Source organism: Kaistia sp. 32K, assembly GCF_016629525.1.
In the GTDB taxonomy this organism is placed as follows: Bacteria; Pseudomonadota; Alphaproteobacteria; order Rhizobiales; family Kaistiaceae; genus Kaistia.
On sequence record NZ_AP024269.1, the window covers coordinates 776,648 to 796,279 of the forward strand.

Consider the following 19,632-nt stretch of genomic DNA (forward strand, 5'->3'; position numbering starts at 1 on the left):
GGAAGAAATATTCCATATTATGGGATGACTTGTCACCTGCTCTTGAAGCCAGTCTGGCACGAAGGCAAAAGTTCACGCAAGCCGAACATCGTGCTTTCCATGGGGAAGCCGTCCTGCGTGGTTGACAGCCGACCCATCCATCCCTTTAACTTTGCCCAAGCGACCGAAGTGTCGTTCCATTATGTGGGATATGCATCGCAATATATCCCCGTCGCGGCAGGGGAGCTGGAATGCGGGTTTTTGTGGCGTCGCTTGCGACCGAGACGAATACATTCGCGCCGCTCTTCGTCGATCGGACCGCGTTCGAGGGCGCCTTCTATTGCCCGCCCGGCACCCATCCCGACACGCCGACGCTCTGCTCCGGCCCGATGGTGGCGGCGCGCCGCCGCGCCCGCGCCGACGGCTTCACCCTGTTCGAGGGCACGGCGACCTGGGCCGAGCCGGCAGGACTGGTTTCGCGCGAGGCCTATGAGAGCCTGCGCGACGAGATCCTCGACCAGCTCCGCGCCGCCATGCCGGTCGATGTCGTCTTGTTCGGCCTGCACGGCGCGATGGTCGCGCGCGGCTATGACGATTGCGAAGGCGATCTTCTGGCGCAAGCGCGCGCCATCGCCGGGCCGGACGCGATCGTCGGCGCCGAGCTCGACATGCATTGCCACCTGAGCGACCAGATGGTCGAGGCGGCGGATATCCTCGTCGCCTTCAAGGAATTCCCGCACACCGATTTCCTCGAGCGCGCCGAGGATCTGGTCGAGCTCTGCCTGCGCGCGGCACGGCGCGAGATCGTGCCGGTCAGCGCCGTCTTCGATTGCCGCGCCATCACCGGCTTCATGACCAGCCGCGAGCCCGGCCGCGGCTTCGTCGACCGCATGCTGGCGCTGGAAGGGCAGGACGGCATCCTCTCGATTTCCGTCGCGCACGGCTTCCAGGCCGCCGACGTCTACGATGTCGGCACCAAGGTGCTGGTAGTCGCCGATGGCGATGCCAATCGCGACAAGGCGGCGGCGCTCGCCGAGCGTCTCGGCCGCGAGATCCTCGGATGGGGCGCCGGTGGCGGCGGACCCTATCACTACAAGCCCGAGGAGGCGATCGAGCAGGCGCTTTCCGAGCTCGGCCAGCCCGTCGTGCTGGCGGATCGCTGGGACAATCCCGGCGGCGGCGTCGCCGGCGATTCCACCGTCATGGTCGAGGCGCTGCTGCGCCATCCGGAAATCCCGGCCGCCATCGGCGCGCTTTGGGATCCGGTCGCGGTCGCCTTCTGCCGCGCCGCCGGCGTCGGCGCCGAGATCGATCTCCGCTTCGGCGGCAAGGCGGCCCCGACCTCCGGTCGCCCTGTCGACGCGCGCGTCACGGTGCTCGGCATCACCGACGACCTTCTGGTGCCGTTCGAGCAGAGCTGGGTCTCGCTCGGGCCCGCCGCCGCCATCACCATCGGCAATCTCGACGTCGTGCTGGCGTCGACCCGCGCGCAGACCTTCAGCCCGCCGGTCTTCACCGATCTCGGCGTCGATCTGGCCACGAAGAAGATCGTAGTGGTGAAGTCCTCCAACCATTTCCACGCGGCCTTCGCGCCGATCGCCCATCGGGTTCACTACCTCGATACCGGTGGGCCGTATCCGAGCGACACCGCCAAAATTCCCTACACCAAGGCCCGCCGCCCACTTTCACCGCTGGACCCCAATCCATGGCTCTGATCCCCCGTCTCGATATCGGCTCGCTCGACGAGCTCGAACTCGATCCGTCCACCAAGGGCCTGCCCTTCGACGCGCCGCGTCTGACCGTCGGCGACGTCGCGCTGCAGGGCTGGAGCCTGCTTGACGGCGACCTGCCGCTGCCCGTCGCCGTCATCCGCCAGGATGTCGTGGCGGCGAACAGCGCCTGGATGAGCGCCTTCACCGCCGGGAACGATCTCGTCATCGCGCCGCACGGCAAGACGACGATGTCGCCGCAATTGTTCGACCTGCAGATCGCCGACGGCGCCTGGGCGATCACGGCGGCGACGCTGCAGCAGGTCGGGGTCTGCCGCCGTTTCGGCGTCAAGCGGGTTCTGCTCGCCAACCAGCCGGTCGGCGGCCAGGCGATCGACGCCTGTTTTCGCGCGCTGAAGGGCGACGACGCGATCGAGCTCTATTGCCTGGCCGACAGCCTCGACGGCGTCGCCATGCTGGCCGAAGGGGCGCTTCGCAACCCGCCGCCGGCCGAAAATCCGCTGCGCATCCTCGTCGAGATGGGGTTTCCGGGCGGCCGGACGGGCGTGCGTTCGCGCGCCGGCGCACTGGAGATCGCCCGCGCCGTCGCGGCGGCGCCGGGGCTGGAACTGGCGGGTTTCGAGTGCTTCGAGGGCATGCTGCCGACGCCGGAAACGGCGGACGGTCTGATCGACGACGTCGCCGAGACGGCGCTGATGGCGCTGGAGCAGGGGCTCTATGCCTCGCCGGCGCCGATGGTCATCAGCGCCGGCGGCTCGGCCTTCTTCGACCGGGTCGTCGAGCGCTTCAACCGCGTCGCCTTCCCGCATCCGGTGCTGCGCGTGCTGCGCTCGGGCTGCTATCTGACGCACGACTCGATCGCCTATGCGGCGGCGTTCCGGCGCATCGTCAGCGAGACAACGCTGAAGCTGCCCGAGGGCGGGCTGGAGCCGGCGCTCGAGGTCTGGGCGATGGTGCAATCGCGCCCGGAGGCCGGCCGGACCATGCTCACCATGGGCAAGCGCGACGTCAGCCACGACGCCGGACTGCCGGTGCCGCTCTTCTGGTATCGCCCGGACGGCAGCATGACGGCGCCCGCCGAGATGCCGCCCGGCCACGAGGTCGTGGCGCTCAACGATCAGCATTGTCATCTGGTGACGCCGGAGGACAGTCCGCTAAAGCCGGGCGACATGGTCGGCTTCGGCATCAGCCATCCCTGCACCACCTTCGACAAATGGTCGATCCTGATGCTGGTCGACGAGAACTACCGCGTCACCGGCGGTCTGAAGACGTTCTTCTGAAGCGGATTCCGCCCCGAATTGTCTGGACTGTGAAAGTTGTTTCACGGAGCGAAACGACTTGGTGTTGACACGAAATGGGCCGGTTTATAGCCTGACTATCAACAGGTTGCCTTACAATTCGCACCTCGGCCCGGATCGGGCCGGGTCTTATACTGGGCGTGTTGCGGTCTTCTTGGCTGCCGATTGAGCGCATCAGTGAATCTATTCGTCCGGGCCGGACAATAATTCTCATGGAGATTGACGTTGCGGATCGCAGTCATTCACGTCGCGCAGGAAACCAACGACTTCAATCCGGTGCTGACCACGCTGGCTGACTATCAATCCTTCGGCATTTTCGAAGGGGCGGAGATCTTCGAGAAGCTGCGCGGCTTCGGCCAGATCGGCGGCCACATCCAGGCGATCGAGGAGAGCGGGCTCGAGATCGAGTCGATCCCGATCCTCCGCGCCTGGGCGGTGGCGGGCGGCCGCATTTCGGCCGAGGCGTTTCAGTTCTTCCAGGACAGGATCCGCGCCGGCCTGCTCGCGGCGGGCCAAATCGACGGCCTGGCGCTGCAGTTGCACGGCGCCTGTTCGGCCGAGGGCGTCGACGATGTCGAGGGCGCGCAGATTGCGCTCTGCCGCGAGATCCTCGGTCCCGACGTGCCGATCGTGCTCGGCCTCGATCACCACGCCAACGTCACCCAGAAGATCATCGACAACGCGACCGCCATCGTCGGCCATCGCACCCAGCCGCATGATCCCTACGACACCGGCCTGATCGGCACCAAGCTGCTGCTGCGCATCCTGACCGAGGGCCTCAAGCCGGTGACGGCCTGGCGCAAGATCCCCCTGGTGTCGCATCAGGAGCAGTTCCTGACCTCGCAGGGGCCGATGAAAATCTGGTTCGACGCCGCGCGCGCTGTCGAGGCGGATGCCCGCGTGTTGCAGGCGTCGAACTATCCGATGCAGCCCTGGCTCGACGTCGCCGAGGGCGGCTGGTCGGTCATCGTCGTCACCGACAACGACCCCGAACTGGCGGAAAAGCTGGCCGATGATCTCGCCGATCTCTGCTGGTCGCTGCGCGATGATTTCCAGATCCGCGAGGCTGTTCCCGTCGACGAGGCGGTCCGGCTGGCCGACGCGGCGCCCGGGCTCGTCGTCCTGAGCGACACCGGCGACACCGTGTTCGGCGGCGCTGCCGGCGACAGCAACCTGCTGCTCGAAGCCTTGCTCCGCCTCAAAATCAGCAAGCGCGCGCTGGTGCCGCTGATCTCGCCGCAGGCAGCAGCAAAGCTGGTCGCGGCGGGCGAGGGCGCCAGGGTGACGCTGCCGCTCGGCGGCGACGCGGCGACGGAGTTCTTCACCCCGCTCGAGGTGACCGGCACGGTTCGCAAGGTCGGCGGCGGCGTCGTCGTGCTCGACGACTACAACCAGCAGGGCGACGTCGATCTCGGCCCGTCCGTGATCTTCGACGTCGGCAACGTCACGCTGATGATCACCACCCTGCGCGGCGTCGCCGGCAATGTTCCCGGCGTCTATCGCGCCATGGGCATCGAGCCTGGGGACTACGGTATCGTCGTGCTGAAGACGGCGTCCAACTTCCAGTATTTCGCGCCGATCGCGCCGAAGGTGGTCCGCGCCGATACGCGCGGGCCCGGCCAGTCCGACGTCTTCACGCTGCCCTGGAAGCGGATTCCACGCCCGATCTACCCGATCGAGACGTTCGAACACTGGCGCGAACACTCGTCGCAGCCGGGCGGGCAGGGCGGCGCCTGAGCGGCAGCATCCCGTTAACGCTTCGTTAACCCAGACATACACCAAGGGGGGAACACCAGCATGAAGACGACCTTATTTCGGACACTCCGGCGGCTGGGGTTCCTGTTTCTCGCCGCAACGGCGCCCGTCGCCGTCGGCGGCGCCGGCTGGATCGCTCCGGCGCAGGCCGAGGAGGCGGCGCTGAAGGGCGGTACGCTCCGCGTCGCCGTGCTCGCGGACCTGACCAATTTCGATCCGCAGCAGTTCTCGACGGTGAACTTCCACCTGATCAAGAACCTCTATGACAGCCTGATCGAATACACGCCCGAGGGCGAGGCGGTGCCGAGCCTGGCGACCGCCTGGACCATTGCGCCTGACAACCAGTCGGTGACCGTGACGCTGCGCGACGACGTCACCTTCCACAGCGGCGCCAAGCTGACCTCGGCCGATGTCGCGGCGACGCTCGCCAAGGCGGCCGATCCCGATCGCGGCAAGAACGTCTACGCCACCATGTCGATCGTTAGGGATTGGGTGACGCCGGACGACCAGACCATCACCATCAACTTCAAGGCGCCGGTGCCGGCGCGCCAGATCACCGACCTCCTGCAGTTCACGATCCCGATCGAGGCCAAGGGCATCGACACCGTCGAGACCGTGCCGGCCGGAACCGGCGCCTACATGCTGGAGAGCCGCACTGTCGGCCAGGGCCTGTCGCTCAAGGCCAATCCGAACTACTGGCGCAAGGGCCAGCCGGTCGCCGAGAAGGTCGACTTCACGATCTTCAGCGAGGACTCGTCCGCCAGCGCCGCGCTCGAATCCGGCGCCATCGACCTGATCTATGGCGGTTCCTCGCGCAGCGCCGTGCGCCTCAAGGACGCCGGCTACCAAATCCTGCGCGGGCCGGGCCCGCTCGTGCAGGTGTTTCGCATCAACTCGACCCGCGGCCCGTTCCAGAACGCCAAGTTCCGCCAGGCCTTCAACCATCTGATGGACCGCGAAGGCATGCTGCGGGTCGGCTACGCCGGCCTCGGCGAAGTCGTCGCCCTGCCATGGGCGCCCGCAAGCCCGGCCTATGACGCGGCCTACACGGCCGAGTTCGCCTATGACCTCGACAAGGCCAAGGAACTGCTCGCGGCTTCCGGGCTCACCCCGGCCGAGATGAGCAACTGGAAGATGCTGGTCTGGGGCAGCGACGAGCCGAGCGTCGTCTTGAGCCAGATCGCGCAGAGCGCGCTGGCCGAGGTCGGCATCAACATCGAGCTCGATGTGCGCCAGGGCGCCGAATATACCGAGGCGCAGCTCGCCGGCGATTACGACACCACCTTCGGCGCCGTCGGCAACGTGCAGAAGTTCCCCTCCCGCGTCGCCACCAACAGCATCTACCGCGTCGTCAAGAATCCGGTGCTGAAGGATCCGCATCCCCATCCCGACTATGTCGACGCCATCAACCGCGTGAACACGACCTCGGGTCCGGAAGCCGATGTGAAGGCGGCCTACGACAATCTGAACCGCGTCCTCGTGACCGATGCTTTCGCCGTGCCGATCAATTCCTACGACACCGGCCTTGTCGTCGCCGCGCCGAACCTCGGCGGTCTCGCGCTCGATATCGACAATCTGTTCGTCGCGCGCACGGTGGGCTTCCAGTGATGCAGGCAGGCACCGACGCCCCGCCGGCAAGTCCACGCGCGATCGACCCGGTTCTCTCCGTCCGGGGACTGAAGGTGGATTTCGGCGGCGAGGCGCGTTCGGTGCCTGTCGTCCGGGGTGTCGATTTCGACGTCTTCCCGAATGAAGTGCTCTGCATCGTCGGCGAGTCCGGCTCGGGCAAGAGCGTCACATCCCTCGCGGTCACCGGCCTTCTGTCGGAGACCGCGCGGGTCCATGGATCGATCCGGCTTTGCGGCATCGACGTCACTACCGCCGCTCCGGAAACGCTGCGCCAGATGCGCGGCCGCGATGTCGGCTTCATCTTCCAGGACCCGACGACGACGCTCAATCCGGTGCTCACCGTCGGCCGTCAGATCACCGAGGGCGAGGTCGCGCATGGCAGGCTGAGGAAGGCCGACGCCCATGCCCGCGCCGCGGAACTGCTGCGCGAGGTCGACATCGCCGATCCCGAGGGTAGGGCGGGGCAATATCCGCACCAGTTCTCCGGCGGCATGCGCCAGCGCGCCGTCATCGCCATGGCGATGGCCGGCCAGCCGAAGCTGATCATCGCCGACGAGCCGACCACCGCGCTCGACGTCACCGTGCAGGCGCAGGTGCTCGCCGTTCTGGCGCGCCGCCAGGCGGAGCTGGGCTCGGCGGTCATCCTGATCACGCATGATCTCGGCATCGTCGCCGAGGTGGCCGACCGCGTCGCCGTCATGTATGGCGGCCGCATCGTCGAGACCGCGCCGGTCGCCGAGATCTTTGCCAGCCCGCGCCATCCCTATACGAGGGCGTTGCTGCGCAGCGTTCCGCGCATCGACACGTCGGACTCGCGGCTCGATCCGATCCCCGGCCAGCCGCCGATCCCGGGCGCGCTGCCGAAGGGCTGCGCCTTCCAGCCGCGCTGCGCCGTCGGCCGCGACCAGCCGCTCTGCATTGCCGAGGAGCCGTCGCTCAGCGCCGTCGGCGACAACCGCCAGTCGGCCTGCCATTTCGCCGAGAAGCTTCCGGCCGAGACGATCGCCGCCGAACCGCGCATCCACGCCGAAGCGCCGGCGTCGAAGCCCGAACCGCTGCTCGCCGTCGAAGGGCTGAAGGTGCATTTTCCGGTCAAGACCGGCGTGCTCCGCCGCACCACCGGCTGGGTCAAGGCCGTCGACGGCGTCAGCCTCTCGGTCAATCCGGGCGAGACGGTCAGCCTGGTCGGCGAGTCCGGCTGCGGCAAGACGACGACCGGCCGCGCCATCATGGGCCTGATCCAGGCGACAGGCGGCAGCATCCGCTTCGCCGGCCGCTCGATCCGCGATCTCGACGGCGGCGCGATGCGCAAGGCGCGGCGCGAGATGCAGTACGTGTTCCAGGATCCCTATGCCTCGCTGAACCCGGTGAAGTCGGTCGAGGACATCGTCGCCGAGCCGCTCCGGATTCATGGCATCTACGACGAGATGGGCGGCGCGCGTCGCATCGCCGAATTGTTCGACATGGTCGGCCTGTCGCGCACCATGCTCGGCCGATTCCCGAGCGAATTCTCCGGCGGCCAGAAGCAGCGGATCGGCATCGCCCGGGCGCTGGCGTTGCAGCCGAAGCTCCTGATCCTCGACGAGCCGGTGGCGGCGCTCGACGTCTCGATCCAGGCGCAGGTGATCAACCTGTTGCAGGATCTGCAGCGCGAGCTCGGCCTCGCCTACCTGTTCATCGCGCACAACCTCTCGGTCGTCCGCCACGTCTCCGACCGTGTCGCCGTCATGTATCTCGGCCGCATCGTCGAGGAGGGGACGCGCGACGGGCTCTACGACGCGCCGATCCATCCCTATACGCAGAGCCTGCTCTCGGCGGCGCCCGTGCCGGATCCGGCCGTGCGCGACACGCGGCGGCGCATTGTCCTCGAAGGCGAGATCCCCAACCCTGCCTCGCCGCCCACCGGCTGTACCTTCCATCCGCGCTGCTGCCGCGCCACTCCGCTCTGCTCGGCCGAGGCGCCGATATTCGGGCGCCATCCGGGCTTCGCGACGCGGACGGCCTGCCATCACGCGGGGCCGCTCGCCGCGGGCCATCGCAACATCTTCGCCCCGGCCGCCCTGGAGGCCGCGTCGTGAGCCGGTTCCTTCGCAAGACGCTTTCGATCCTCGGCCGGCTGATGGCGAGCAAGGGCTCGGCGCTCGCGCTGATCTTCCTGGTCGTCGTCACCCTCCTGGCTGTGTTCGCCGATTTCCTGCCGTTGAACCCGGTGGCGCAGAAGCTCGCCAATGCGCTGAAGGGGCCGTCCGCGACCAACTGGTTCGGCACCGACGAGCTCGGCCGCGACATCCTCGCTCGCGTCGTCTTCGGCGCGCGCACCTCGCTGATGACGGCCGGCGGCGCGGTGGCGATCGCGGCGCTGGTCGGCGTCCCGATCGGCCTCGTCGCCGGCTTCTTCGGCGGCTGGCGCGACGCCGCGCTGATGCGGCTCGTCGACGTGCTGCTGGCGCTGCCGGCGATCCTCTTCGCCATGGCGATGATCGCCGTGCTCGGCCGCAGCCAGGCGGCGGCGCTGATCGCGGTCGGCCTGACCGGCATTCCGAGCTTCGCCCGCATCACCCGGGCGCAGGTCCTGACGCTTCGCAAGCGCGATTTCGTCACCGCCGTCGAAGCGTTTGGCGGCAGCGCGACCTACAACATGTTCCGCACCATCCTGCCGAACTCGTGGAGCCCGATCTTCGTGCAAATCGTCGTGCTCTGCTCGGTCGCGATCCTGCTCGAGGCGGCGCTCTCCTTCCTCGGCGTCGGCGTGCCGCCGCCGACCCCGAGCTGGGGCGAGATGCTGCGGACGGGAAAATCCTACCTGCATGAGGCGCCGTATTACGCCGTGCTGCCCGGCATCGTGCTGACGCTCACCATCCTCTCCTTCGACGTGCTGGGCCGCGCGCTTTCCGGCCTGCTCGAAGGCCGCCGCGATGTCGTCATCGCCCCGAAGGCCGAAGAGGTGACGTCATGATCGGCTTCGTGCTCCGCCGTCTGCTGCAACTGGTGCCGGTGCTGCTCCTCGCCTCGATGGGCATCTGGGCGATGATCTACGCGGTGCCGGGCGGGCCGATCGGCGCGCTCGCCGGCGAAAACGCCAGCCCCGAGCAGATCGCCGCCGCGACCGCCCAGTTCGGCCTCGACCGGCCGGTGCTGGTGCAATATGCGGAATGGCTCTGGAACGCGCTTCGCGGCGATTTCGGCATCTCGATCCGTGGCCGCGCGCCGGTGCTGGAGCTCATCGGCCAGCGCCTGCCGGCGACGCTGCAGCTCGCCGTCGCCGCGACGATCGTCTCGCTCGTCATCGGCATTCCGGTGGCGATCGCCAGTGCGCTGCGCCCCGGCTCCTGGCTCGACCGCGTGCTCTCCGGCTGGAGCGCCATGGCGCTCGGCGTGCCGACCTTCTGGCTCGGCATCCTGCTGATCCTCGTCTTCGCGGTGGAGCTGCGCTGGTTGCCTTCGGCCTCGACCTATGTGCCGTTCTGGGAAAACCCGATCGGCGCGCTGCGCAACGTGGCGCTGCCGGCGCTGACGCTCGGCATCTACGTGTCCGGCATCCTGGCCCGCTTCCTGCGCGCGTCGCTGGTCAGCGAACTCCGCGCCGACTATGTCCGCACGGCGCGCTCGAAGGGCCTGCCGGAGCGGCAGATCGTCGGCGTCCATGTGCTGCGCAACGCGCTGCTGCCCTTCATCACCATCGTCGGCCTGATGATGGCGAACTTCATCGGCGGCGCCGTCGTCACCGAGGCGGTGTTCACCTATCCCGGCATCGGCCGCCTGCTGATCCAGGCGATCTCGACGCGCGACTACCCGCTGATCCAGGGCTGCATCGTCGTCATCCTGATGCTCTACATCGCGATCAACCTCGCCGTCGACGTCCTCTACGCCTACATCGACCCGCGGATTGACTATCGGTGAGGGGGGATCGCCGACTGCTTGCTCCGCTGCCGCCCCACGCTCGCCGTCATCCCGGGCTTGACCCGGGATCCATAAAGCCGGGTTGGCCGACGCGCGAAATGCCGAGACCGCGGCTGCATGGATCCCCGCCTTCGCGGGGATGACGGCCAGGGTTGAGCGGACAATCGCGGTGGGACGGCATAGCCTCCCCATCACCTCTCCCAGAGGGAGAGGTCGGCTCGAAGAGCCGGGTGAGGGGATGCGGCTTCTCCGGATGGGTCTGAACCCCTCACCCGCCGGCCTGCGGCCGTCGACCTCTCCCTATGGGAGAGGTGAGGTGGAGGACGCTGGAAGGAACTCAGTCCGACAGGCCGCGGGCCTCGATCGGCCAGATGTCTTCCAGCTTGTCGGCGCGGACGACGTGCAGGAAATCATGCAGATTGGCGGTCGGGTCGCAATGCGGGACGCTGCATTCGAGGCGGGTGCCGATCGGCGGCACCGGCCTGCCGGGCAGGGAATCCAGCCGGCCGAACTCGTCGCCGACGAAGGCGATGGCGCCGATCTCGCGGCCGTCGAGATAGGCGCGCGGCGGCGGGCCGTCGACGGCGAAGCTCTTGCTGCCGGCGTCGACGATGGCGTCGCCATGCAGATTATGCGCGATCACCGTGACGACGACGAAGAGGGCGGTGCCGAACACATCCGCGCCCGATCCGTGCAGGTCGACCCGGCGATAATCCTCGTCCATGAACACGTAGGAGCCGGCCTGCACCTCGGTCAGAACCTTGTCCTCGAGATCGAGCAGGTGGCTGCCGGTGCCGCCGCCGGTGACGATGGCGGGCGGCAGGCCGGCTTCGTCGAGCGCATTGATGATCGCGAGCAGCCGGCCCATGGCGAGGCGGTTCTCCGTCCGCCGCGCCTCGTGGTCGAAGATGTGCTGGACGAAGCCGGCATAGCCCTGCACGCCGACGAAGCGGAGCGACTCCTCGTCGGCGATCTGCTGGGCGAGCGCGACGGCGCGCTCGGGCGTTGCCACGCCCGTGCGGCGCTGGCCGACATCGCATTCGACGAGCACGTCGAGGCGGACGCCCGCCTCGCGGGCCGATTCCGCATAGTCGGCGACCAGGCCGGGGCGGTCGACGACGACGGTGAGGACGGCGCCGCGTCGCGCCGCTTCGGTCAGCCGGTCGATCTTCAGGCGGCTCGCGACCGGCGCGGTCAGCATCAGGGGGGTGATGCCCGCCTCGAACAGCGCCAGCAGCTCGCCCGCCTTGGCGCAGGCGATGCCGAGCGCGCCGGCTTCCAGCTGGCGCCGCGCGATCGCGGCGCATTTGTGCGATTTCGCATGCGGACGCAGGCCGAGGCCGGCGGCGCGCGCCATGCCCGTCAGCGCCTGCAGATTGGCCTCGAACGCGTCGGCGTCGAGGATCAGCGCCGGCGTCTCCAGCCGGGGCCGGCCGCCGCGATTGCCGATCAGGGGTTCGTTCAGCCCGGCGACGCCGCGTCTCATTCCGTCTCTCCCGCGCGCGTCCGGCGGTAAGGCGCGGCTCGCGGCAAATTTTTGTCAGCCGACCTTGTGGTCGGGCCAGCCCATCAGCAGTTTCGCGTCCTTCTCGGCCGCGCGCGCCCGCTCCGGATCCCGATAGATCCTGAGCACGCATTGCGGCTTCTGGCGGTCGATCACGTCGTAGACCATGTGATAGCCGGTCTTGTCCATGATCGGCCCGATCCAGCCGGCGCAATGGTCGCAATAGCGCCCCATCGGCTCGGCGTCGTTGTCCATCACCTTGGAAAGGCTCGGGCAGACATTCATCCGCAACTCGAGCCGGTCGGCGTCGAGATCGAGGTCCATGTCGCAGTTTTCCTCGATCTTGATGTGCGTCCAGTACGCGTGCATGCCCTCGAGGCCCTGGGTCTCGATGAGGTCGAGGATGTGGCGCTCCTGGTTTTTCGAGATCGCCAGCCAATAGGCTTCGAGCGCATCCTCGCCCTGGCTTTCCAGGAACTTGAAGACCTCGTTGTAGAAGCGCGTGAAGTGGTCGCTCGGGATCATGCTCGCCTCCGGATGATCTGCCGGCACGAACCCTCGCCGGTGATTTCGGTGTCGATGGCGAAGGGCGAACCTTCCGCCATCGCTTCATTGGTGCGGCTGGTCTGGTCGCAGAAATGCGGCGAGACGTGGCCGACAAGGCCCTTCACGTGATGCCAGGCGGTGCAGCGGCGTACCGTCAGGACGATCTCGTCGTCGCCGATCGCGATGTCGTAGTCGGCGCCCTCGCGGTCGAAGAAATGCTTCCAGTGGCGCACCAGCTGGCGGGTGTCGCCGGCGATCAGGTCGTTGCGGATGCTGGCATAGACGTCGCGGCCCATCTTCCGGAAGATCTCGTCCATCGCCGCGACGCCGAAGCGCTCGACGATGAAGTCGATCGTCGTGTTGGTGGCGCCGTGGAAATCGAGGTGGATGTTGCCGCCTTCCTCGTAGCGCATCGTGCTTTCCGCCATGCTCACACGCTCCCGTAAAGCCGCTCGCCGCCGACATAGGTGGCCTTCACCGAAAGCGTCGCCGGATCGAGCACGGCGAAATCGGCACGCTTGCCGCGTTCGAGGCTGCCGATCTCGCCCTCCATGCCCAGCACGCGGGCCGGCACCAGGCTTGCCGCGTGGGCTGCGCGGACAAGGTCCTTGCCGGAGAAGGCGAGATAGTTGCGCATCGCCTCGTCGGGCGCCAGCGACGAGCCGCAGAGGCCGCCATTTGCGTCGCGCACTGCCTTGCCGGGCGCGCTGGTGACGACGTAGCCCGGATAGAATTCGAAGGTCTTGCCCGGCGTGCCGGCATATTTCATTGCGTCGGTCTCGAGGAAGACGCGGTCCTCCGGCAGCTGCGCCAGCAGGCGGATCAGCTGCGGATCGACATGGATGCCGTCGGCGATCAGGCCGAGCGCCAGCGTCGGCTCGGAAATGAGCGCATCGGTCAGCGACACGACATGCACGCCCATGCCTGTCGGCGGATAGGTCGGCATGACGTTGTACATGTGGGTGACCGCGTCGAGCCCCCAGGCGACGTAGCGCGGGATGTGCTCCGGCCGCGCCAGGCTGTGGCCGAGATGGATCGAGACGCCGGCGCGCTTCAGCACGCGGATGAAATCCTCCGCCCCCTCGCGCTCCGGCGCGACGGTGACGGCCTTCAGCCGGCCCTCGGTCGCGGTCAGCATGCGCTCGGCGAGATCCGCGCTCGGGGCGACGATGTTTTCCGGATTATGCGCGCCGGGCGAGCCGAAGCAGGGGCCCTCGCTATGGACGCCGAGCGCCCGCGCGCCCTTCGCCTCGCCGCATTGCGCCGCGAGGCGCGCCAGCACGCCCGCCATGCTCGCCGGCGGCAGGCAGGGGATCGCCGGCAGGAAGCCGGTGACGCCATGGCGCAGCATCACCTGGGAATTGATTGCGACCGCGTTCGGATCGGTGTCGCAATAGAGGTGCTCGCCGAAGCCGTGCTGCAGCAGGTCGATCATGCCGGGGAACAGGATCGCCCCTTTGCCGTCGATCGCCTGCCAGTCGTCGCCCACGACCGTGCCGCGCGGCACGAGGCCGGCGATGCGCTCGCCCTCGACCAGCAGGTCGCTCGCCTGCTGCCCCTCCGGCGTGACGATTGTGACATCAGACCATCTCTGCTTGACGGGCATCGGATTTTCCATCGTTATGATGTTATCATGCTAACAAAATAATCTGGACCGGCAAGGAGAAAGAAATGCCCCAACCCTGCGTTCTGGTGACGGGTTCGACCCACGGCATCGGCTACGGAATCGCCGAGGCGTTCGCCCGTCAGGGCGCGCGGCTGGTGATCAATTCGCACCTCGCCGACAACGGCGCGCTGGCAAAGCTTTCGGCGCTGACCGAGTGCCATTTCATCCAGGCCGACCTCTCGACCGCCGCCGGCGCCGTCGGGCTGGTCCGGCAGGCGCGGGAAAAACTCGGCAGGCTCGACACGCTGGTCAACAATGCCGGCACCTTCCTCGATACGCCCTTCGACGATCTGACCGAGGAACTGTTCGACCGCACCTTCGATTTGAACGTGAAGGCCTATGTCTTCGCCTCGCAGGAGTTCGTGCGCGGGCTGGCGCCGGGGCAGGAGGGGGCCAGCATCATTCTCGTCGGCTCCACCAATTCGGTCATGGCCGAGCGCCACAGCGTCGCCTATGACGCCTCGAAGGGCGCGGTGCTGATGATGGTGCGCTCGCTCGCCGTGTCGCTCGCCGGCCGCGGCGTCCGCGTCAACGGCCTCGGGCCGGGCATCGTCGAGACGCCGCTGACCAAGCGCGGCCTCGACGTGCCGGGCGTGCGCAAGTCGCTCAATGCGCAGATCCCGTTCGGCCGCATCGGCCAGCCGGAGGATGTCGGCGGCGCGGCGGTCTTCCTTGCCTCGCCCGCGGCAGGCTATATCACCGGGCAGATGCTGTTCGTCGACGGCGGCATCCTCGCCATCCAGAAGACGTGGGAACCGCCGGTTTGAACCTCGAAGCCTCGCCCCGCCATCTCCAGCTCCGCGACATGCTGTTCCGGCGCTGGAAGCAGGCCGGGCTGAAGGCGGGCGACCGGATCGAGTCGCAGAACGAGATCGTTCGGTTCTGCGACTTCTCGCTGATCACCGTCGTGAAGACGCTGAAGGATCTGGAGGGCGAAGGGGTGATCCGCCGTCAGGTCGGCCGGGGCTCCTTCCTCGTCGCAACGCCCTGGGCCGAGGCGCACCGGCGCGTCGGCTTCTTCTACAATCGCGACATCGTCGGCGGCGGCATCTTCGACAACGCCTTCTATACCCGCCTGGTGATGGCGTTCGAGAAGGGCATCGTCTCGGCCGGGCATGAATTCGTCATGGGCTCGTTCACCGACGAACGCATGCCGGTCGGCATGTGGGACGCGTTGGACGCCGTGGTGCTGACCGGCTTTACGCGAAAGACCCGGCTCGAGGCGCTGGATGCGGTTTCGAGCCAGGTCAGCCTGATCGACGCCAGCCTCGACGGCGCGCGCTTCCACACCTACCGGCTCGACTATGGCCCCGCCTTCGCCGCGATGTTCGCAGCGCTCGGCGGCGCGCGGCTGAAATTCCTCTATCTCGATTCCGAGATCGGCTCGAACGAGCAGGCGGCGCGGCTTTCGGCGTTCCGCGCGGCGGCGGCTGATGCCCCGACGCCGCAGGAAATCGAGATCATCGCCGTCAATCAGGAAATCGACGTCGGCAACACGGCGGCGCTGCTTTCGGCGGTCGAACGCGTGCGGCCGGATATCGTCTGCGGCCACGTGCACGAAAGCTGGCGGCCGCTGATCCGTGGCTTGCTGCCCGAGGCGAAAATCTATCCCTTCCTGCTCGACCAGAAGGGCCCGGGCTTCGTCGTCGACAGCGCCCCCTGGATGGCGGAGATCCTGCCGAGCATCGAGGGCAACCTCGCCGACCGGCAACGCCCGCCGGCGGTGCACAGTTTTGCGGCGCGGTTTCAGGGGTAGGGGGCTTCACCTCTTCCACAGGGAGAGGTCGACGGCCGCAGGCCGGCGGGTGAGGGGTTCAGACCCATCCGGAGAGGCCTCAACCCCTCACCCGGCTCTTCGAGCCGACCTCTCCCTGTGGGAGAGGTGAAAGGCAGCCTTCGACGTCGAAGCGCGGCCGCCAGCCCCACGCTCGCCGTCATCCCTCCGAGCCGGGATCCATCCATCCGCGCCTCGTCGCCGGGATTTGTGCGCGAACGCCCGAGGCTTCGGCTGCATGGATCCCTGCTTTCGCAGGGATGACGGCGGAGGTTGGGGAGAGGGCGGGCGACTTTCTTCACCTCTCCCAGAGGGAGAGGTCGACGGCCGCAGGCCGGCGGGTGAGGGGTTCAGACCCACCCGGAGAGGCCGCAACCCCTCACCCGGCTCTTCGAGCCGACCTCTCCCTATGGGAGAGGTGAAAGGCAGCCTTCGACACTGGAGTGCGGCCGCCAGCCCAACGCTCGCCGTCATCCCGGGCTTGACCCGGGATCCATCCATCCGCGCCTCGCTGCCGGGATCTGTGCGCGAATGCCCGAGGCTTCGGCTGCATGGATCCCTGCTTTCGCAGGGATGACGGCGAGGGTGGGGCGAGGGTGGGCGACTTTCTTCACCTCTCCCAGAGGGAGAGGTCGACGGCAGCAGGCCGGCGGGTGAGGGGTTCAGACCCATCCGGAGAGGCCTCAACCCCTCACCCGGCTCTTCGAGCCGACCTCTCCCTATGGGAGAGGTGAAAGGCAGCCTTCGACACTGGAGCGCGGCCGCCAGCCCAACGCTCGCCGTCATCCCGGGCTTGACCCGGGATCCATCTATCCGCGCCTCGTCGCCGGGATTTGCGCGCGAACGCCCGAGGCTTCGGCTGCATGGATCCCTGCTTTCGCAGGGATGACGGCGAGGGTGGGGCGAGGGCGGAGCCCTCTTCACCTCTCCCAGAGGGAGAGGTCGACGGCCGCAGGCCGGCGGGTGAGGGGTTCAGACCCATCCGGAGAGGCCTCAACCCCTCACCCGGCTCTTCGAGCCGACCTCTCCCTATGGGAGAGGTGAAAGGCGGCCTTCGACGCTGGAGCGCGTCACCTACGCCAGCGCGTTCCCCGCGAGCCCCGCCTCGACGGTCAGGATCGCGCCGACGAGGTTCCGCGTTGCTTCCGCCTGCGGCCTCGTGAAGAGGTCGAGCGGCTTGCCGACTTCGACGATCTTTCCCGCCGACATCACCGAGACGCGGCTCGTCGTGTAGGCGACGACGGAGAGGTCGTGCGCGATGAAGACGAGGCTGAGGCCGAGCTCGCGGACGAGGTCCTTGAGCAGGTTCAGGACCTGCGCCTGGATCGAGACGTCGAGCGCGGAGACCGGCTCGTCGGCGATCAGCACCTTTGGCGCCGGCATCAGGGCGCGGGCGATGGCGATGCGCTGCAGCTGGCCGCCTGAGAATTCGTGCGGATAGCGCTCCAGCGCCTGCCGGCTCATGCCGACCTGGTCGAGCACCTCGTGCACGCGGGCGACGTGATCGCCCTCGATCTTCAGCGCCCGCAGCGGCTCCAGCAGCGACAGGCCGATGCGCATCCGGGGATCGAGCGACGAGCGCGGGCTCTGCATCACCACCTGCACCGAGCGGCGAAAATTGCGCCAGCGCTCGCCGTCGCCGGCCCAGACATCGGCGCCATTGTAGAAGACGTGGCCCAGTTTAGGCTTCTCCATGCCGGTCAGGATGCGCGTCAGCGTCGTCTTGCCGGAGCCGGATTCGCCGACGAGGCCGACCGCCTCGCCGGGGCGGACGTCGAAGCTTACATTGTCGAGCACCGTCAGCGACGGTCGCGCGCCTAGCAATGACTTGCGGTTCAGCAGGTAGGTCTGCGTCACCTGCCGCATTTCGAGGAGCGGCGGCGTCAGGGGCGTCTGGTTCAGCTGTCGGGTCATGACGCGGCCACTCCGGCTTGGGCGGCAAGCTCCGCTCCGGCTCCGATCGGATGCCAGCAGGCGGCGCGGCGGCCGCCCTCGTCCAGTTGCGGCACTTCGGTCCGGCAGCGTTCGCTGGCGGCGGCGCAGCGCGGATGGAAGGCGCAGCCCTTCGGCAGGCTGTGCAGCGGCGGCACCATGCCGGGGATCGAGGCGAGCCGCGAGCTGCCGTCGAGGGCGATGTTGTCCATCGTCGGCTGCGAGTCGAGCAGGCCCTTGGTGTAGTGGTGGCGCGGCGCGCGGAACACTTCCGACACGGGGCCCATCTCGACGATGCGGCCGGCATACATGACGGCGACCGTGTCGCACATCGCCGCGATGATCGGCAGGTCATGCGTGATCATCATCAGCGCGCAGCCGCGCTCCTGAACGGCACTGTTGAGGAGGCGCAGCACCTGCTTCTGCACGGTGACGTCGAGCGCCGTCGTCGGCTCGTCGGCGATGATAAGCTGCGGATAGCAGGCGAGCGCCATGGCGATCATGACGCGCTGACGCTGGCCGCCCGAGATCTCGTGCGGATAGGCGCGCATCAGCTGTTCGGGGCGCGGCAGCGACATCTGCCGGAACAGCTCCAGCGTCTGCGCCTCGGCCTCCTGCTTGCTCGCCCGCGTGTGGCGGCGGATGACCGACGAGACCTGGAAGCCGATGCGGCGCACCGGATCGAGCGAAGAGAGCGGGTCCTGGAACACCATCGAGAGGGTGCGGCCGCGCCGGCTGGAGAGCGCCTTGTCGGACTGGGTGATCAGGTCGACCCCGTCATGGCGGACGCTGCCGTCCGCCTGCCAGCCCATCGGCAGCAGGCCCATCAGCGACAGCGCGGTCAGCGTCTTGCCGGAACCGGATTCGCCGACGAGGCCCATGCGGCCGCCGGCTGGCAGCGTGAAGTCGATGCCGCGCACGGCGGTGAGCGCCGTGTTGTGGACGACGAGGTTTTGAACCTCGAGCGCGTTCGGGCGGCCTAGATTGGGCTTCGTCATGAGGCCCTCCGGGCGAGCTTGGGATCGAGCACGTCGCGCAGGCCGTCGCCGAGCAGGTTCAGGCCGAGCACCATCAGCACGATGGCGAGGCCCGGCCAGATGGCGAGCGGCGAGGAGACGCCAACCTGCTGCTGCGCTTCGTTCAGCATCAGTCCCCACGAGATCGATGGCCGGTGCACGCCGACGCCGAGATAGGAGAGGCCGGCCTCGGTCAGGATGCCGGCGGCGAAATAGAGCGTGAACTGGACGATCATCACGCCGGCGATGTTGGGCAGAACATGGCGGGCGAGCACGAAGATCTTGCCGCGTCCGTAGAGCTTGGCGGCGGTGATGAAGTCCTCGTTGAGCACGCCCATCGCGGCGGAGCGGATGACGCGGGTGAAGGAGGGCGTGAAGAAGGCGGTCAGCGCCAGGATGGTGGTGAGCGCGCCGGAGCCCATGGTGGCGGCCAGCACCAGCGCCGTCACCATGCCGGGGATCGACAGCAGGATGTCGGCGCCGCGCGAGATCGCCTCGTCGGCGATCTTGCCGGAGGCGGCCGCGGCAAGGCCGGCGATGGTGCCGAGGATAAGGCTCAGCGTCGCGCCGCCGGCGCCGACCAGGATCGAGGTGCGCGCGCCGACCATCAGCTGGGCGATGATATCGCGGCCGAGCACGTCGGTGCCGAGCCAGTGGCCGGGCGTGCCGGCCGGCAGCAGGCGGTTGCGGATCACCGGGATGTTGGGGTTCGACGGCAGGTAGAAGAACGAGACCAGCGCGACCGTCAGGAAGATCGCGGTCAGGATCAGGCCGAGGATGAGCGAGGCGTTGCGCGGCAGCCGGCGGCGCGGCTTGCGCTGCGGCGGCGAGATCGGCACGCCGGAGCCCGGCATGCCGGCGGGCGCGGGAGTCTGGTGGGATTTCGTCAGGGTCATCATGTTG

16 protein-coding genes are annotated in these 19,632 nt (G+C 68.0%); 9 read left to right on the top strand and 7 right to left on the bottom strand.

Annotated features, from left to right (window positions below; genetic code table 11):
* The first annotated feature begins 230 nt into the window (after positions 1–230).
* From K32_RS03370 to K32_RS03400, 7 genes are all read left to right on the top strand, one after another.
* Positions 231–1,694: a M81 family metallopeptidase gene (locus K32_RS03370; RefSeq protein WP_201402668.1), complete on the top strand. Its 1,464-nt coding sequence runs from the start codon at positions 231–233 to the stop codon at positions 1,692–1,694.
* On the top strand, positions 1,685–2,989 hold the full coding sequence (locus K32_RS03375; RefSeq protein WP_201402669.1) for an amino acid aldolase: 1,305 nt from the start codon (positions 1,685–1,687) through the stop codon (positions 2,987–2,989). Before K32_RS03370 ends, K32_RS03375 begins: the two co-directional genes overlap by 10 nt.
* 243 nt (positions 2,990–3,232) lie before the next feature.
* A complete protein-coding gene (locus K32_RS03380; RefSeq protein WP_201402670.1) occupies positions 3,233–4,744 on the top strand; it encodes a M81 family metallopeptidase in 1,512 nt (503 codons plus the stop codon).
* 60 nt (positions 4,745–4,804) lie between these two features.
* Entirely contained in the window at positions 4,805–6,370 is a 1,566-nt protein-coding gene (locus K32_RS03385; RefSeq protein ID WP_201402671.1) for an ABC transporter substrate-binding protein, read from the top strand.
* Complete coding sequence (locus K32_RS03390) at positions 6,370–8,469, top strand: ABC transporter ATP-binding protein (protein ID WP_201402672.1); 2,100 nt, start codon at positions 6,370–6,372, stop codon at positions 8,467–8,469. Before K32_RS03385 ends, K32_RS03390 begins: the two co-directional genes overlap by 1 nt.
* Positions 8,466–9,347 (top strand): ABC transporter permease, encoded by an 882-nt coding sequence (locus K32_RS03395; RefSeq protein ID WP_244669821.1) that lies wholly within the window; start codon positions 8,466–8,468, stop codon positions 9,345–9,347. The genes K32_RS03390 and K32_RS03395 overlap by 4 nt, the downstream gene beginning before the upstream one ends.
* Positions 9,344–10,291 carry an ABC transporter permease gene (locus K32_RS03400; protein WP_201402673.1) on the top strand — a complete coding sequence of 316 codons (948 nt, stop codon included), beginning with the start codon at positions 9,344–9,346 and terminating at the stop codon, positions 10,289–10,291. Before K32_RS03395 ends, K32_RS03400 begins: the two co-directional genes overlap by 4 nt.
* A gap of 337 nt (positions 10,292–10,628) precedes the next feature.
* Here the strand turns inward: K32_RS03400 and K32_RS03405 are convergent, their stop codons facing one another.
* Genes K32_RS03405 through K32_RS03420 form a run of 4 tightly spaced genes read right to left on the bottom strand, consistent with a single transcriptional unit; the run spans position 10,629 to position 13,947 of the window.
* Complete coding sequence (locus K32_RS03405; protein ID WP_201402674.1) at positions 10,629–11,777, bottom strand: DSD1 family PLP-dependent enzyme; 1,149 nt, start codon at positions 11,775–11,777, stop codon at positions 10,629–10,631.
* A 54-nt stretch (positions 11,778–11,831) separates the two neighbouring features.
* On the bottom strand, positions 11,832–12,320 hold the full coding sequence (locus K32_RS03410; RefSeq protein WP_201402675.1) for a hypothetical protein: 489 nt from the start codon (positions 12,318–12,320) through the stop codon (positions 11,832–11,834).
* On the bottom strand, positions 12,317–12,769 hold the full coding sequence (locus K32_RS03415) for a hypothetical protein (protein ID WP_201402676.1): 453 nt from the start codon (positions 12,767–12,769) through the stop codon (positions 12,317–12,319). The genes K32_RS03410 and K32_RS03415 overlap by 4 nt, the downstream gene beginning before the upstream one ends.
* Before the next feature lie 2 nt (positions 12,770–12,771).
* Positions 12,772–13,947 (bottom strand): N-acetylglucosamine-6-phosphate deacetylase, encoded by a 1,176-nt coding sequence (locus K32_RS03420; RefSeq protein ID WP_201402677.1) that lies wholly within the window; start codon positions 13,945–13,947, stop codon positions 12,772–12,774.
* A 65-nt stretch (positions 13,948–14,012) separates the two neighbouring features.
* Here K32_RS03420 and K32_RS03425 point away from each other — a divergent pair, with 65 nt between their 5' ends.
* Positions 14,013–14,774, top strand: a complete 762-nt coding sequence (locus tag K32_RS03425) for an SDR family NAD(P)-dependent oxidoreductase (protein ID WP_201402678.1) — start codon at positions 14,013–14,015, stop codon at positions 14,772–14,774.
* Positions 14,771–15,763 carry a GntR family transcriptional regulator gene (locus tag K32_RS03430; RefSeq protein ID WP_201402679.1) on the top strand — a complete coding sequence of 331 codons (993 nt, stop codon included), beginning with the start codon at positions 14,771–14,773 and terminating at the stop codon, positions 15,761–15,763. The genes K32_RS03425 and K32_RS03430 overlap by 4 nt, the downstream gene beginning before the upstream one ends.
* 1,092 nt (positions 15,764–16,855) lie before the next feature.
* On the opposite strand, the gene K32_RS03435 is transcribed toward K32_RS03430, so the two are convergent.
* Genes K32_RS03435 through K32_RS03445 form a run of 3 tightly spaced genes read right to left on the bottom strand, consistent with a single transcriptional unit; the run spans position 16,856 to position 19,628 of the window.
* A complete protein-coding gene (locus tag K32_RS03435) occupies positions 16,856–17,695 on the bottom strand; it encodes an ABC transporter ATP-binding protein (protein ID WP_201402680.1) in 840 nt (279 codons plus the stop codon).
* Complete coding sequence (locus K32_RS03440; protein ID WP_201402681.1) at positions 17,692–18,711, bottom strand: ABC transporter ATP-binding protein; 1,020 nt, start codon at positions 18,709–18,711, stop codon at positions 17,692–17,694. The genes K32_RS03435 and K32_RS03440 overlap by 4 nt, the downstream gene beginning before the upstream one ends.
* Complete coding sequence (locus K32_RS03445) at positions 18,708–19,628, bottom strand: ABC transporter permease (RefSeq protein WP_201402682.1); 921 nt, start codon at positions 19,626–19,628, stop codon at positions 18,708–18,710. Before K32_RS03445 ends, K32_RS03440 begins: the two co-directional genes overlap by 4 nt.
* Positions 19,629–19,632 lie beyond the last annotated feature (4 nt).